Annotated in this window: 13 protein-coding genes; 8 read left to right on the plus strand and 5 right to left on the minus strand. The window is 71.4% G+C overall.

Annotated features, from left to right (window positions below):
* Window positions 1-38: 38 nt before the first annotated feature.
* A complete protein-coding gene (locus tag AC3EQ1_RS22170) occupies window positions 39-1,637 on the minus strand; it encodes an acyl-CoA mutase large subunit family protein (RefSeq protein WP_432096087.1) in 1,599 nt (532 codons plus the stop codon).
* Between the two features lie 182 nt (window positions 1,638-1,819).
* Between AC3EQ1_RS22170 and AC3EQ1_RS22175 the strand changes: the two genes are divergently transcribed.
* Entirely contained in the window at window positions 1,820-2,734 is a 915-nt protein-coding gene (locus AC3EQ1_RS22175; protein ID WP_432096088.1) for a L,D-transpeptidase family protein, read from the plus strand.
* A 1,028-nt stretch (window positions 2,735-3,762) separates the two neighbouring features.
* Here the strand turns inward: AC3EQ1_RS22175 and AC3EQ1_RS22180 are convergent.
* From AC3EQ1_RS22180 to AC3EQ1_RS22190, 3 genes are all read right to left on the minus strand, one after another.
* Window positions 3,763-4,842 (minus strand): hypothetical protein, encoded by a 1,080-nt coding sequence (locus tag AC3EQ1_RS22180; RefSeq protein ID WP_432096089.1) that lies wholly within the window; start codon window positions 4,840-4,842, stop codon window positions 3,763-3,765.
* Window positions 4,842-5,579 (minus strand): RNA polymerase sigma factor, encoded by a 738-nt coding sequence (locus AC3EQ1_RS22185; RefSeq protein ID WP_432096101.1) that lies wholly within the window; start codon window positions 5,577-5,579, stop codon window positions 4,842-4,844. The genes AC3EQ1_RS22180 and AC3EQ1_RS22185 overlap by 1 nt, the downstream gene beginning before the upstream one ends.
* A 72-nt stretch (window positions 5,580-5,651) precedes the next feature.
* The gene (locus tag AC3EQ1_RS22190; RefSeq protein ID WP_432096090.1) at window positions 5,652-5,843 is read right to left on the minus strand and encodes a hypothetical protein; all 192 of its coding nucleotides are present in this window, start codon (window positions 5,841-5,843) and stop codon (window positions 5,652-5,654) included.
* 666 nt (window positions 5,844-6,509) lie between these two features.
* On the opposite strand from AC3EQ1_RS22190, the gene AC3EQ1_RS22195 reads away from it, so the two are divergent.
* Entirely contained in the window at window positions 6,510-7,262 is a 753-nt protein-coding gene (locus AC3EQ1_RS22195) for a restriction endonuclease subunit S (RefSeq protein ID WP_432096091.1), read from the plus strand.
* An 82-nt stretch (window positions 7,263-7,344) separates the two neighbouring features.
* Entirely contained in the window at window positions 7,345-7,926 is a 582-nt protein-coding gene (locus AC3EQ1_RS22200) for a Uma2 family endonuclease (protein ID WP_432096092.1), read from the plus strand.
* A 393-nt stretch (window positions 7,927-8,319) separates the two neighbouring features.
* Here AC3EQ1_RS22200 and AC3EQ1_RS22205 read toward each other — a convergent pair whose 3' ends face one another.
* Window positions 8,320-9,927, minus strand: a complete 1,608-nt coding sequence (locus AC3EQ1_RS22205) for a beta-N-acetylhexosaminidase (protein ID WP_432096093.1) — start codon at window positions 9,925-9,927, stop codon at window positions 8,320-8,322.
* Between the two features lie 330 nt (window positions 9,928-10,257).
* Between AC3EQ1_RS22205 and AC3EQ1_RS22210 the strand changes: the two genes are divergently transcribed.
* The 5 genes from AC3EQ1_RS22210 (at window position 10,258) to AC3EQ1_RS22230 (ending at window position 14,439) form a co-directional block, all read left to right on the plus strand.
* Window positions 10,258-10,854: a 2-oxo-4-hydroxy-4-carboxy-5-ureidoimidazoline decarboxylase gene (locus AC3EQ1_RS22210; RefSeq protein WP_432096094.1), complete on the plus strand. Its 597-nt coding sequence runs from the start codon at window positions 10,258-10,260 to the stop codon at window positions 10,852-10,854.
* Window positions 10,855-11,028: 174 nt separating this feature from the next.
* Complete coding sequence (gene sdhC / locus AC3EQ1_RS22215; protein WP_351510974.1) at window positions 11,029-11,409, plus strand: succinate dehydrogenase, cytochrome b556 subunit; 381 nt, start codon at window positions 11,029-11,031, stop codon at window positions 11,407-11,409.
* A 5-nt stretch (window positions 11,410-11,414) separates the two neighbouring features.
* On the plus strand, window positions 11,415-11,894 hold the full coding sequence (locus AC3EQ1_RS22220; protein WP_432096095.1) for a succinate dehydrogenase hydrophobic membrane anchor subunit: 480 nt from the start codon (window positions 11,415-11,417) through the stop codon (window positions 11,892-11,894).
* A gap of 20 nt (window positions 11,895-11,914) precedes the next feature.
* Complete coding sequence (sdhA, locus tag AC3EQ1_RS22225) at window positions 11,915-13,669, plus strand: succinate dehydrogenase flavoprotein subunit (RefSeq protein ID WP_432096096.1); 1,755 nt, start codon at window positions 11,915-11,917, stop codon at window positions 13,667-13,669.
* Window positions 13,669-14,439, plus strand: a complete 771-nt coding sequence (locus AC3EQ1_RS22230; RefSeq protein WP_351510968.1) for a succinate dehydrogenase iron-sulfur subunit — start codon at window positions 13,669-13,671, stop codon at window positions 14,437-14,439. Before sdhA ends, AC3EQ1_RS22230 begins: the two co-directional genes overlap by 1 nt.
* The last annotated feature ends 18 nt before the right edge of the window (window positions 14,440-14,457 follow it).

Genomic DNA, 14,457 nt, shown 5'->3' on the forward strand with positions numbered 1-14,457 from the left:
CCGCCTCCCAGCCGGGAGAATCCGAGGGTTCGCGCAGGTCAGAACACGTCCGACGGTTCGTAGGCGCCCCACACCTCCCGCAGTGCGTTGCACACCTCGCCCACCGTGGCGCGCGCCGCCAGCGCCCGCTTCATGGGGTACAGCACGTTGTCCGTCCCCGCCGCCGCGCCCCGCAGCGCGCCGAGCGCGGAGTCCACGGCCGCCCGGTCCCGCTCCGCGCGCAGCTTGGCCAGCCGCTCGGCCTGCTGCGCCTCGATCGCCGGGTCCACCCGCAGCGGATGGTACGGCTCCTCCGTCGGCGTCCGGAACCGGTTGACCCCCACCACGGTGCGTTCACCGGAGTCCGTCTCCTGCGCGATGCGGTACGCGCTGCGCTCGATCTCGCCCTTCTGGAAGCCTCGTTCGATCGCGGCGACCGCGCCGCCCAGGTCCTCGACCCGTTGCATCAGCTCCACCGCGGCGTCCTCGACCTCGTCGGTCATCCGCTCCACCGCGTACGAGCCGGCGAACGGGTCGACGGTGGCGGTGACATCGGTCTCGTGGGCCAGCACCTGCTGGGTGCGCAGCGCGAGCCGGGCCGACTTGTCCGTCGGCAGCGCGATGGCCTCGTCGAAGGAGTTGGTGTGCAGCGACTGGGTGCCGCCGAGCACGGCGGCGAGACCCTGGACCGCGACCCGCACCAGATTGACCTCGGGCTGCTGGGCGGTGAGCTGCACCCCCGCGGTCTGGGTGTGGAAGCGCAGCATCATCGACCTGGGGTTCCGGGCACCGAACTCCTCCCGCATCACCCGCGCCCAGATCCGGCGCGCGGCGCGGAACTTGGCGACCTCCTCCAGGAGCGTGGTGCGGGAGACGAAGAAGAACGACAGCCGGGGTGCGAAGTCGTCCACCGCCATCCCCGCGGCCAGGGCCGTGCGGACGTACTCGATGCCGTCGGCCAGGGTGAACGCGATCTCCTGCGCGGGCGAGGCCCCGGCCTCCGCCATGTGGTAGCCGGAGATCGAAATCGTGTTCCACTTCGGCATCTCCCGCCGGCAGTACTGGAAGATGTCCGCGGTCAGCCGCAGCGAGGGCACCGGCGGAAAGATGTAGGTGCCCCGGGCGATGTACTCCTTGAGCACGTCGTTCTGGACGGTGCCGGTCAGCCGGCCGGCCGCGATGCCCTGTTCCTCGGCGACGATCCCGTACATCAGCAACAGCAGCGCGGCCGGTGCGTTGATGGTCATCGAAGTGGAGACCTGGTCCAAAGGGATGCCGTCGAACAGCACCCGCATGTCCTCGGCCGAGTCGATCGCCACCCCGACCTTGCCGACCTCCCCGTGCGCGAGGGGCGCGTCGGAGTCGTGGCCCATCTGGGTCGGCAGGTCGAACGCCACGGACAGGCCCGTAGTGCCGTGGGCGATCAGATCCCGGTAGCGGGCGTTGGACTCGGTGGCGGTGCCGAAGCCCGCGTACTGCCGCATCGTCCAGGGCCGGCCCGTGTACATCGACGGGTAGACCCCGCGGGTGAAGGGGTACTCCCCCGGCTCGCCCAGCTTCTCCCCCGCGTCCCACCCGGCCAGGGACGCCGGCCCGTACACCGGCTCGATGGGAAGTCCGCTCTCGGTGGTCCGGGGGCTGCCCGACTCTGGCGCCATTGCTGTGCCTTCCCTGTCGCCACGCACCGGTGGCCCGTGTCCACGGCGCCGGGCCGCGGGGCGGAGAGCACCCCGCACCGGCCCGGCTGCGGGACCTTTCACCCAGGGATGTACCCCGGGTTCGCCCACCGGCAGCCCGGGAAGAGTCAAACGGGGAAAGATCCGGACTAGGGGGGATCCTGGTGGCCTGGAACTTGTCGGCGTGCAGGGGCCTGGTGTGCGGGGGCGTGCGCGGGGCGGTCGCGGCGGCCGCGGCCGTCGTTCTGGCGGCCGGAGCGGCCACCGGCTGCACCCCGAGAACCCCCGTCGCGGGCGACGGCAAGGCCCCGGCCCGCACGGCGCCGGCCACCGCCTCCCGGAGCGGACCGCCGTCCCGCCACGGCCCCGCCGCGGCGGCCGGCGGCGCCACCCGTCCCGCGGCGCAGCGGCCGTCCCGGCCGTCCACCGCACCCCGGCCGGCGGCACCGGCACCCGTGATGGCCGCCGGCCACCGGAGCGCACAGGTACGGGAACTCCAGGCCCGGCTCCGGGAACTGGGGCTCTTCGGCCGGGCTCCGACCGGCTACTACGGCTCGGTCACCACGGCGTCGGTCCGGTCCTTCCAGGCCCGGCGGCACCGGGCCGTCACCGGCTCGGTGGACCCCGGCACCTGGGCCGCGCTGCGCTCGCTGACCCGGCAGCCGTCGCGCGCCGCGCTGTATCCACCCACGAGCCGTCCCCTGCCGCGGACCGATCCGCGCTGCCGCACCGGGCGGGTGCTGTGCATCAGCAAGAGCAGCAACACCCTGGCGTGGATGGCGGACGGCCGGGTGCTCGCGGCGATGGACGTGCGGTTCGGCTCGCAGTACACCCCGACCCGCGAGGGCGTCTTCGCCGTCACCTTCAAGAGCCGCCACCACGTCTCGACGATCTACCGCACCCCCATGCCGTACGCCATGTTCTTCAGCGGCGGCCAGGCGGTGCACTACTCGGCGGACTTCGCGGCCCGCGGCTACGCCGGGGCCTCGCACGGCTGCGTCAACGTCCGGGACCGGGCCGGGATCGCCGCGGTCTTCGCCCGGGTACGGCCCGGGGACAAGGTGGTCGTCCACCGCTAGCCGTCCACCGCTAGCCGTCCACCGCTGGACGCTCATGTCCGGGGACGCGGCTGCCGGGACGTCTCGCCGCCGGGGTTCCGGGGACGTTGCCGGAAAAGTGCCGGGGGATGCTGCCGGGCGCGCGGCGGGATGCCGGGGGCGAGGAGGTCGGAAAGAGAGGGCGCGGGCGGGGCCGGGGGAACGTGCCCCGCCCGCGCCGATGCGTGGAGCCGTAGGTACGGGGGGAACCCCGGCTCTTCACGCGGCCGATGACCAGTCGGCTCACTTCATACTGCGCCGGTGCTTCGAAAAGTGTCACACCCTTGGTTGAACAGTGGACTGAAGCGGCGCCGAATCCGTCACGCCCGGGCCGCACGGCGTGACCGGACAGCGCCCCGAAGCATGCCGGGGCGCACCCGCGCACGCGAGGGACCGTCCTGTTCTCACCGGGCCGCCGGCCGCGAACGGGCCAGGTCAGGACGGTGATCCGGCCCTCCGCCCGGTGAGAGCCTCGGGGCACCCGCCCCATGACGGCCGGGAGCCCGCACCGCGCCGAAAGCGCCCGCCGGGGCAGCCCACCGGAACGGCCCGCCCCGGCCGCACCCACCCGGCCCGCCGGAACGGACGGAGCCGCCGTGCCCGCGCCTCGCGACGGAAGGCCGCGAGGACGGGGCGGGGCGGACCATCGAGCGGTCACCCGGTTCACCGAACGCACGTGACGGCGGGCGCACCGGCCCGCCCGAAAGGTCCGGTGGTGGCGAGCGCCTGACGGCCGCACCGGCCCGCCCGAAGGGTCATGGTGGCGAGCGCCTGACGAGTGGTCTCCCGACAGCGGATCCCGCGGAAGGCCGCCCGCGAGACGGGCCCGGCGAAGGGCCCCTGAATGGCAGCGACCGCCGGAGGGCGGCCGGGACGGCCCCGGGCCGTGGCGCGGCGGAACACCCCGAGGCCCGGGCCCTTTCGGTAAGGCCCTCAGATCCGAGGCCTGCGGCGAAAGCCCCTCGGCCCGGCGAAAGCCCCCCGCGCCCGGAGGCCGGAGGGCGAAGACCTCAGGGAGCCGTGGTCCCGGTGGCCGGGACCGTCGACGTGTCCCCGGCCGTGGGGCTGTAGGCGCTGGGCTTGCCGTCGCCGCGCCCCGGACCGTCGCCGCCGCTGTCGTCGGTACCGCCGTCGGCGTCACCGCTGTCGTCGGTACCGCCGTCGCCGTCGCCGCCGGGCCCGGAGTCCGAGCCCGTTCCGCCGTCGGCGGAGCCGCCGGTCAGCAGCCGGTCGCAATAGCGGTCGACCGCCTGCGAACCGCCGGCCGCCCGCTCCAGGGCCAGCCGGGTGCGGGCGTCGAGCCCACCGGTGTCGTACTTCTGGCACAGCGCCAGGAAGAACTTCAGCTTCTCCCCGTCCCGGGCGTCGCCCTGGCCCGGCCCCCCGGGCTTGTCGTCCCGCCCGGTGCCACCGCTGTCCGAGGGGCGGCCGTGACCACCGGCGGAGGGGGCGACGGTGCCGGGGTCCCGGCGGTCGGCGTCGCTCTCGCGCTCACCGGTGGGCCGTCCCGTGGGGGACCGGTCCGGAGTCCGGTCCGTGCCGCCGTCGTGGGACGGCGGCGGCGAATCGGGGTCGGAGGTCGCACCCGCGGACACGCTCTGCGCCGGCAGCGGCTCCCCGCCGCCGAACGGCGTGGGCAGGACTCCCGCTCCCGCGGCGACGGCGACGCCGCCCAGCGCGCACCCGGCCAGTGCCACGGCCAGGCCCGCACGCAGCGGCCGGCCGAAGCGGGACGGCCGGCCACGCCGGGGCGGCTTGGGTCTTCCCAGCCGGACGGACGGCGGGGCGCCCAGCGGGGCTTCCCCGCGCGTAGACATCGTGGACACGACATCGGCGCGTTCTTCCCGGGCCTTCCGGAAGGCGGCCAGCGCGGCGGCCTCACCGGGAAGTTCCTCGTGGAAAGCGCCACCGGGTCCGGTTCCGGTTCCGGGCAGGCGGACGTCCGCCGCGTCGGCCAGGGCAGCGGCGAGCCGCTCGGCCTGGGCGCGCGCGAGGGGGTCGTCGGCTCCGACCGCGGCGTCGGCTGAAGCGCCGCGCAGCAACCGCTCCGCAGCGTCCTCGTCCAGCCAGCTGTACCGGTCGTCGGCCATCACATGTCCTTCTGCGTCCGTGGACCGGAATCCGTCACACCGGCGGACGGCCGAGCGCCCTGCCGCGGGGCCCGCTGCGGGGGCACGCCCTCCAGTCCGCCCGGCTCCGTACCGCCCTCCGCCGCGGCTGCCGCAGCCGCTTCGATTCCTGTGTCACCCGCGGCCTCGCCCCCGAACCCGGCGGGGGCCGAGGCGCCGAGGATCTCGGCGAGCCGCTTCAGTCCGCGGTGTGCCGCGGTGCGCACCGCGCCCGGCCGCTTGCCGAGCACTCCGGCCGCGCTCTTCGCGTCGAGTCCGACGACGACCCGCAGCACCACGGCCTCGGCCTGGTCCTGCGGGAGGTGGGAGATGAGCCGGAGCGTGCTGCCGGTCCCGAGGGCCTCCAGCGCCTCGCTCGCGGTGTCCGCCTCACCCGGCTTGTCCGTGAGTTCTGTTTCGTCTCCGCCGACGGCCGGTCTGCGGCCGCGCATCCGTATGTGGTCCAGCGCCCGGTTCCGGGCTATCCGCGCGGCCCAGCCGCGGAAACGGTCCGCGTCGCCGCTGAACCGTTCCAGGTCGCGGGCTATCTGCAGCCATGCCTCGGACGCGACGTCCTCCGCGTCCGGGTCGGCGACCAGCGTCCGCACATAGCCGAGCAGCCGCGGGTGCACCGCGCGGTAGACGGTCCGGAACGCGTTCTCGTCCCCGTCCTGCGCCGCGTGCACCGCGGCGGTCAGTTCCGCGTCGTCCCCCGGCACGCCCTCATCCTGCTTCACTCTCACTTGACTCTCCGACCTGGGGGACCTCACGGTGCGTCTCCCTCGCCGGTATCAGTGGCCGCCGGGCCCGGGGACCATGACCCGGTTCGTCCGCGCCGCGGAGGACATCATGTCCGGGTTCCGGTACGGGCCGTCGGCCGGGGGGACGATCGCCGCACCGGGCAGACCCGTGGCCACCGGCAGTGCGCGCCACAGGTGTGCGGGCCGCGCGGGCCCGGCCTGGCCGTCGACGCACGGATTCATCTGTGGAGCACCCCCGGAGTACGGCCCTCCCTGGGCCGAGCAAACGATCACGGCAGTCACGCCGTCCGGCGCGACCAGCACGCTACGGCCTGTTCCGCTTCCGCGTCCACGTCCGCCGGGCGAGCGGGGACCGGCCGGAGGGTGTCCGAGGGGGGGGTGTGACAGAAAACCGCCGTCCGACGCTGAGGGGAGTACGGGCCTCTCACAGGCCCGTCTTTGACGACGGCCGGGGTCTCTCCTGTGGGGGGTGGCGACCCCGGCCGTCCTTTCGCTTCTAGCGCTCTGACCTGGGGCGTTGCGCGAAGTCGGTGACCAACGTGGCCAACGCGTGACCAACCGGCCAGGCGCCTCAGGCGATCCCCCGATGCGTCGAGCCGTCCCGGACGTCGACTTGCGGGCTCCTTCTACTCGACGCTTGCCGTGCTGGGCCATGACATAGCCCGGTGAGTGGTGTCTCACCTTGACCGAGACCCAACGAGATTCTCACCTGCTTCTGGGTCGTTCGTGACCTTGCTGTGACGCCAGTCGTGGTGCGGAACCGCTCAGGGAGGTCCCACTTCCTCTCGTGGCCCACCATCGGGCACTGACCTGACCGGCATCCTGAGGACCACTGGGCGTGATCCCATCCTTCCGGAGCCCGGAGCAAGTGTCCGTCCCTCGCGAGAAATGATCACTCCGATGATGCGGCGGTACGGCGAGTTGGTGGCGCAGGCCGATTCGGCATCCGAAGCGACGGCCCCACTGGGCAGGAGCTTCGACCACAGCGAGCGGGCGGCACGCAGCGAGACGGAAGTCCCGCGTGAATCGCTCCGGAGCTTGCTCGAAAGCGCCGTGGAAGGGGAGCTCAAGGCCCGGCATCAGTTGCTCGCGGGGCCGTCGGGAAGCCTGATCCGCGCCGACCACTACGTCGATGTCGGCGGCGTCCCCGTCGTGATGCCCAGGGACCTGACAGGAAGCGGCTTCAGCACGGCGAGCATCCGGCATATCAGCGAGCAACAAGCCAGGGAGTTGGAGCGCTTCCGCCTCCGCCCTGGGGATGTCGTCCTGGCACGCCGGGGAGAGCTGGGACGAGCTGCCGTAGTCCGCGATGAACAGAGTGGCTGGGTGTGCGGCACAGGGTGCTTCCTGCTGCGCCCCCCCGCACGACTCGACGCCGACTACTTCGCTGCGTACCTGCGCGGCCCGGATGCGCGTGCGTGGCTGGAGGCTCACTCAACAGGGAGCATGAAGATGAAGACCATCTCCCTCGACGTACTCCGTGACCTGCCCGTGCCGGTGCCCGCCCTCTCCGCCCAGCGCGCGATCGCCGACACGATGAAGCGGCTGGACGAGCACGAGCGCCTTCTGCGCGACCAGATCGCCCTGACCCAACGTATCCGTCACACCGCGCTGGACGGAGGCATCATCCCCGCACCTTAGGTGCGTACGGCCAGGCGAAGACTGGTTTCGCGGGTCCAGGGAGCTCCCAGCTCCCCGTGGCTGCAAGCGTTACCGTAAAGCCATGACCGCACTGCCCGACTGGATGCGCCCGCCCCGCGCGGAAGGCTGGTTCGCGGAGGACCTGGATCACCTCCCCGAGGCACCGCGCCACACCGAGTTGATCGACGGAGCCCTCGTATTCATGATGTCGCCTCAGCGGTCCTGGCACGGCCGACTCATCACCGCCCTGACCACCACGCTCATGGCGCAGGCGCCGACCGGCGTCGAGGTCGAACGGGAAATGACGATCCGCCTCGATGCCCGGAACCGCCCCGAGCCGGACCTCTTGCTGACGGAACTGCCCTATGACCCCGATCGCACCTGGTACGCCCCCGAAGCCGTGAAGCTCGTCGTGGAAGTCGTCTCGCCCGAGTCGGCCCACCGCGACCGCACGGTCAAGCTTCGCAAATACGCAGAGGTCGGTATCCCGCACTACTGGTGCATCGAGGAAGAGGACGGTTCCCCCACCGTCCATGTGTACGAGCTCGACGAACCCACGGGTGCCTACGCGCCCGCCGGAATCTTCCGAGGCTCGCTTCGGCGAGCGGTGCCCTTCGAGATCAGTCTCGACCTCGACAAGCTCACGCCTCCGCGAAACAGCTGAGGAGCCATGGCCAGGTCAGTACCGGGACAGGAAAGAGGCCGGCCTGAACCGGGTTCCGGTCCTCCCCCGGCACCTCAAACGATTACCTGACCTCAGACTGCAAAGCCCCAGGGCAGAGCCTTTCACAAGCCCAGCCGGCCCCAGAGTGGCGACCCCGGCCGTCCTTTGTTCTCCCCGCCGACACGCCGTCCGGATGCCGGGCGAATACGTCCACACCTCGGACGAACCGGGGCCGCGGGCCGTCCGCCTGCCATGATGCGGGGCCGCCGGGGGACGGATTCTGCCGCCGCCGGGCGTTCCGGAACGGCGAACGGCGCCCCGGACCCGCACGGATCCGAGGCGCCGAGGCGATGCCCGGACCGCTCCGCCCGGAGCCGACCCGGCCGCAGGGGCTCAGTTCTTCGCGTCCACCCGGTCCGCCAGCTTCGTGAAGGCCGACCAGCCCAGCTGCGGCTTCCCCGGGTCCCACAGCTTCTGGGAGACCGCGTTGAGCGGCAGCCGGATCCCGCGCGCCACCTGTTCCTCGGTCTGGGCGCCGGCGAGGTCGCACCAGACGGCGAGGCGTCCGCCCGGCACCTGCTGCGGGCCGGTCTTCTGCGACGTCACCGGCTTCGTGCCGCGCAGCACCGCCGGAGTCCACTGCTGGTAGATCCGCTTGCCGGTCGGGTAGGTGAAGTCGTTGGGCTCGCCGAGCACGTAGTAGAGGTACTCGTCGTTGAGGTTGGCGACGGTGCGGCCCTCGCTCAGATACGACGCCGGCACCCGCTCCCCGGTCTCCTTGCCGGTCCAGTACTCGACCTCGATGTTCTTGTCGGGCTTCACCACACCGCCGGTGAAGAAGCCGTCGTTCCATGCCTTGGCCTTCTTGCCGCCCTCCCGCACCACGGCGGCGCGGTCGTTGAGCCAGGCGGTGGCCAGGTCCTGGATACGGCCGTCCGGCCCGTACTTCTCCCGGGCCTGCGCGGCGAGTCCGGGATAGGAGGCCGAGGGGTCCTCGGCCATCAGCGCGCTGTACTCGTCGGCACCGATGTGGAACCAGGGCCCGGGGAAGGTCTTGGAGTACTCCCGCAGCAGGTCGTCGATGAGCCGGGCGGACGCCGGCTTGCCGATGTCGATGGCGCCCTCGGCGGGCTCGCCATTGACGTTGACCAGCTGGAGCGAGGGGTGGGCGCGCAGCACCGCACCGAGGTGGCCGGGCGAGTCGATCTCCGGGATGACGGTGATGTGCAGCTTCTTCGCCACGCCCAGGATGTGCCGCAGCTGGGCCAGGGTGAGGTGCTCGCGGGAGACGACCTCGGGGTGCGAGGTGCTCTCGATCCTGAAGCCCTGATCGTCGGAGAAGTGGAGGGCGAGCTGGTTGAGCTTGAGGTCGGCCATCTCGTGCAGCCGGTCCTCGATCCACTGCGGGGTGAAGTGCTTGCGGGCGATGTCGAGGTTGAGGCCGCGCTGCGGCCGGTCGGGGCGGTCGTCGATGACGCCCTCGGGGACCTCGCCGCCCGAGCGGAGCGTCTGGAGGACGGTGCGGGTGCCGTAGAAGACCCCCGCGTCCGCGGCTCCGGTGATCACGACCCTGCCGTCCCGCGTGGTGATCCGGTAGGCCTCGGCGCCGCCGCCGCGGCCCTTGTCCAGCGTCAGCTCGATGTCGCCCTTCCGCGGGGAGCCGGTGGCGTAGTCGGCCTTCAGCTCGCCCGCGAGCATCCGGGCCTCGTCGGCCAGCGGCCCCTTCGGGTCCGCGACGACCCGGGTGTCATTCGCCAGTTTCCAGCCCGGCCCGTTCCCCGGGTCGAACGAGCGCACGGCCGGCACCGTGCGCGGCGGGTCCGGCGGCGGATAGGACTTCGTGGGACTCGGGGAGCGGTGCGACGTGCTCGTCTGCGCACCGCCGCCGTCCCCGCTGCCGGAACAGCCCCCGAGGAGTGCCACCGCGAGGGCGGCGGCTCCCAGGGCGGCCGGTGTTCCCAGCCGTCGTGTCGGCCTGGTCGACCCTGTCGGATGCACCATCGGAGTAAAACCTCCCAATAACGACAAAGGTACGGCTCCTCGCACGCTTCCCTGTTCTTCACTCGCGCGCGACCGTTCCCGTCCGGATGAAATTGCCCTATGCATCGGACAGGCGGTGACATGCGCCGATACGGTTGACGCTCACCCACACCTCCTGTCCCATTCCTCTCCCCTGCACCGGCGCGCCGGAGATCTCCAGAGGAGGCCACGCTGTCCAGCGACACTCCGGCCGTCCCGCCGCGGGAGTCCATCACATCCATGATCGGGAGCACACCCCTGACCGGAAGCACGTCTCTGACCGGAAGCCCAGCGGCGTCCGGAAGCACGTCCGTGACCGGAAGCCCAGCCCTGGCCGGAGACCCACCTCCGGGCGGGAGCGAGCGGGCCGACGCGGCCCGGGAGCACGCCACCTCCGCCCTGGAGCGGTTCAACGCCGCACCCCGGGGCGCCGCCGAGGCCGCACTGCTCGGCTGCTGCCGCAGCCGCCGCTGGGCCCGCCGGCTCGCCGACCACCGCCCCTACCCCGATGTCGACGCCCTGCTCGCCGCGGCCGACGAGGCGGGGTACGACCTCACCCCGGCCGATCTCGCGGAGGCGCTGGACGGGGAGTCCGCCGCGGGCGGGCTGCCGGGGCTCGGGGCACCGCTCCCGCCGGGGCCGGGCAGCCAGGCGGCGCACACCGCGCTGCGGGCGGCGCACGCCGCGTACGAGAGCCGCTTCGGGCATCTCTTCGTGATCTGCACGGACGGACTCCGGCCGGACGAGGTGCTCGGTCACGTCCTGGCGGAGATCCGGCGGCGACTCGGTCACGAACCGGAGGAGGAGCGCCCCGTCGCCGCCGACGAACTGCGGCGCACGGCCCGGGGGCGACTGGGGCGACTTGTAGCGGATCGTCCGGAAAAACCCCTGTCCGGGACGGCTCGATAGCCCGTACGTGCCTCTTTGATCACACCTTCGGGCCCCCGGGCGAGTGAACCGACAAGGCGTCGCTACGATGGCCAGGGCCGGTGGACCGTACCCGGCCGGGCCCGACCGACAGTGCTCCTCTTAACTGTCAGAAGCTGGCGGCAGGCCCCAATCCCCGCTCCCGGAGGGTTTTCCGTGCCGGCTGGAACGCTGTACCGCGGCCGGGAAGGCATGTGGTCATGGGTGGCTCATCGCGTCACCGGTGTCCTCATCTTCTTCTTCCTGTTCGTCCACGTTCTCGACACCGCTCTCGTCCGCGTCTCCCCGCAGACGTACGACGACACGATCGCGCTGTACAAGACGCCCCTTGTCGCCTTGATGGAATACGGCCTCGTCGCCGCCATCCTCTTCCACGCACTCAACGGCCTGCGGGTCATCGCTGTGGACTTCTGGGCCAAGGGCCCGAGGTACCAGAAGCAGCTGCTGTGGACGGTCATGGGCGTCTGGGTCGTGCTGATGGCCGGGGCGGTCTACCCCGTCCTCAACCACGCCGCGCGCGAAGTGTTCGGGAGCTGACATACATGAGCACCACTGAGACCTCTCCGAAGGATTCGGCCGAGCCGACCGGTACCGGCTACAGCCCGGACAACCCGGCTCCGGTCATCGAGCCTCCGCGGGCCCGCACCGGCCGGACGCCGAAGTCGACCCGGACCAACTTCGAGCTGTACGGCTGGCTCTTCATGCGGCTGTCCGGCATCGTTCTGGTCGTTCTCGTCATCGGCCACCTGCTGATCCAGCTGGTCCTGGACGGCGGCGTGAGCAAGATCGGCTTCGCGTTCGTCGCCGGCCGCTGGGCCTCGCCGTTCTGGCAGATCTGGGATCTGACCATGCTCTGGCTCGCCATGCTGCACGGTGCCAACGGTCTGCGGACGATCATCAACGACTACGCCGAGCGGGACAACACGCGCCTCTGGCTGAAGATGTTGCTCTACACCGCCACGGTGTTCACCGTCCTTCTGGGCACGCTGGTGATCTTCACCTTCGACCCGAACATCCAGTAGAGCCGGGGCTGACGCACGACATGAAGATTCACAAGTACGACACCGTCATCGTCGGCGCCGGCGGCGCCGGGATGCGCGCGGCCATCGAGTCGACCAAGCGCAGCCGCACCGCCGTCCTGACGAAGCTGTACCCGACCCGCTCCCACACCGGCGCCGCACAGGGCGGCATGGCCGCCGCCCTCGCGAACGTCGAGGAGGACAACTGGGAGTGGCACACCTTCGACACGATCAAGGGCGGCGACTACCTGGTCGACCAGGACGCCGCCGAGATCCTGGCGAAGGAGGCCATCGACTCGGTCCTCGACCTGGAGAAGATGGGCCTGCCGTTCAACCGGACGCCGGACGGCACCATCGACCAGCGCCGGTTCGGCGGTCACAGCCGGAACCACGGCGAGGCCCCGGTCCGCCGGTCCTGCTACGCCTCGGACCGCACCGGCCACATGATCCTCCAGACGCTGTACCAGAACTGCGTCAAGGAGGGCGTGGAGTTCTACAACGAGTTCTACGTCCTGGACCTGCTGCTGCGCGAGGTCGACGGGGTCACGAAGTCCGCGGGCGTCGTGGCGTACGAGCTGGCCACCGGTGAGATCCACGTCTTCCAGGCGAAGGCCGTGATCTTCGCCTCCGGCGGCACCGGCAAGTTCTTCAAGGTGACCTCCAACGCGCACACCCTGACCGGTGACGGCCAGGCCGCCGCGTACCGGCGCGGGCTGCCGCTGGAGGACATGGAGTTCTTCCAGTTCCACCCGACCGGCATCTGGCGCATGGGCATCCTCCTCACCGAGGGTGCGCGCGGTGAGGGCGGCATCCTCCGCAACAAGGACGGCGAGCGCTTCATGGAGAAGTACGCGCCCGTCATGAAGGACCTCGCCTCGCGTGACGTGGTCTCGCGCTCCATCTACACGGAGATCCGCGAGGGCCGCGGCTGCGGTCCCGAGGGCGACCACGTCTTCCTCGACCTGACCCACCTGCCGCCGGAGCAGCTGGACGCCAAGCTGCCGGACATCACCGAGTTCGCGCGCACGTACCTCGGCATCGAGCCCTACACGGACCCGATCCCGATCCAGCCGACCGCGCACTACGCGATGGGCGGCATCCCGACCAACGTCGAGGGCGAGGTGCTGGCCGACAACGACACCGTCGTGCCGGGCCTGTACGCCGCGGGCGAGGTCGCGTGCGTGTCGGTGCACGGCGCCAACCGGCTGGGCACCAACTCGCTGCTCGACATCAACGTCTTCGGACGCCGGGCCGGCATCGCCGCCGCCGAGTACGCCGCCAAGGCCGACTACGTCGAGCTGCCGGAGAACCCGGCCGAGCTCGTCGAGGCGCAGGTCGAGCGGCTGCGGACGTCCACCGGCGGCGAGCGGGTCACCGAGATCCGCAAGGCGCTGCAGGACACCATGGACGCCAACGTCATGGTGTTCCGGACCGAGCAGACGATCAAGACCGCCGTCGAGAAGATCGGCGAGCTGCGGGAGCGCTACCTGAACGTGGCGATCCAGGACAAGGGCAAGCGGTTCAACACCGACCTGCTGGAGGCCGTCGAGCTGGGCAACCTGCTCGACCTGGCCGAGGTCATGGCCGTCTCCGCCCTCGCCCGGAAGGAGTCCCGCGGCGGTCACTACCGCGAGGACTACCCGAACCGCGACGACGTCAACTTCATGCGGCACACCATGGCGTACCGCGAGGTGGGCGACGACGGCGCCGAGTCCATCCGCCTCGACTACAAGCCGGTCGTGCAGACCCGCTACCAGCCGATGGAGCGTAAGTACTGATGAGCACCCCGACGCTCGAGAAGCAGGACGCGGCCCCTCAGGACGCCTCCGACGCTTCGCCCTACATCACGGTCACCTTCAGGATCCGCCGGTTCAACCCGGAGGTCGCGGCCGAGCCGTTCTGGGAGGACTTCCAGCTCGAGATCGACCCGAAGGAGCGCGTGCTCGACGGCCTCCACAAGATCAAGTGGGAGCAGGACGGCACGCTGACCTTCCGGCGCTCCTGCGCGCACGGCATCTGCGGCTCCGACGCGATGCGCATCAACGGCCGCAACCGGCTGGCGTGCAAGACGCTGATCAAGGACATCAACCCGGAGAAGCCGATCACGGTCGAGGCGATCAAGGGCCTCACGGTCCTCAAGGACCTCGTGGTCGACATGGAGCCGTTCTTCCAGGCGTACCGGGACGTCATGCCGTTCCTGGTCACCACGGGGAACGAGCCGACGCGCGAGCGCCGGCAGTCCGCCGAGGACCGCGAGCGCTTCGACGACACCACCAAGTGCATTCTGTGCGCCGCGTGCACGACCTCGTGCCCGGTGTTCTGGAACGACGGCCAGTACTTCGGCCCGGCGGCGATCGTCAACGCGCACCGCTTCATCTTCGACTCGCGTGACGAGGCCGGGGAGCAGCGGCTGGAGATCCTCAACGACAAGGACGGCGTCTGGCGCTGCCGGACCACCTTCAACTGCACCGACGCGTGCCCGCGTGGCATCGAGGTCACGAAGGCGATCCAGGAAGTGAAGCGGGCGCTGATCACGCGTCGCTTCTGATTCCGCGCCGCTTCCCGC

This window comes from Streptomyces sp. bgisy100, assembly GCF_057709105.1.

Excerpts from the sequence above, each read along its gene's own strand:
- AC3EQ1_RS22230 (WP_351510968.1), top strand. The coding sequence starts at position 13,669 with ATGAGCACCCCGACGCTCGAGAAGCAGGACGCGGCCCCTCAGGACGCC.
- sdhA (WP_432096096.1), top strand. The coding sequence starts at position 11,915 with ATGAAGATTCACAAGTACGACACCGTCATCGTCGGCGCCGGCGGCGCC.
- AC3EQ1_RS22170 (WP_432096087.1), bottom strand. The coding sequence starts at position 1,637 with ATGGCGCCAGAGTCGGGCAGCCCCCGGACCACCGAGAGCGGACTTCCC.
- AC3EQ1_RS22180 (WP_432096089.1), bottom strand. The coding sequence starts at position 4,842 with ATGGCCGACGACCGGTACAGCTGGCTGGACGAGGACGCTGCGGAGCGG.
- AC3EQ1_RS22200 (WP_432096092.1), top strand. The coding sequence starts at position 7,345 with ATGACCGCACTGCCCGACTGGATGCGCCCGCCCCGCGCGGAAGGCTGG.
- AC3EQ1_RS22195 (WP_432096091.1), top strand. The coding sequence starts at position 6,510 with ATGATCACTCCGATGATGCGGCGGTACGGCGAGTTGGTGGCGCAGGCC.
- AC3EQ1_RS22190 (WP_432096090.1), bottom strand. The coding sequence starts at position 5,843 with ATGAATCCGTGCGTCGACGGCCAGGCCGGGCCCGCGCGGCCCGCACAC.
- AC3EQ1_RS22205 (WP_432096093.1), bottom strand. The coding sequence starts at position 9,927 with ATGGTGCATCCGACAGGGTCGACCAGGCCGACACGACGGCTGGGAACA.
- AC3EQ1_RS22220 (WP_432096095.1), top strand. The coding sequence starts at position 11,415 with ATGAGCACCACTGAGACCTCTCCGAAGGATTCGGCCGAGCCGACCGGT.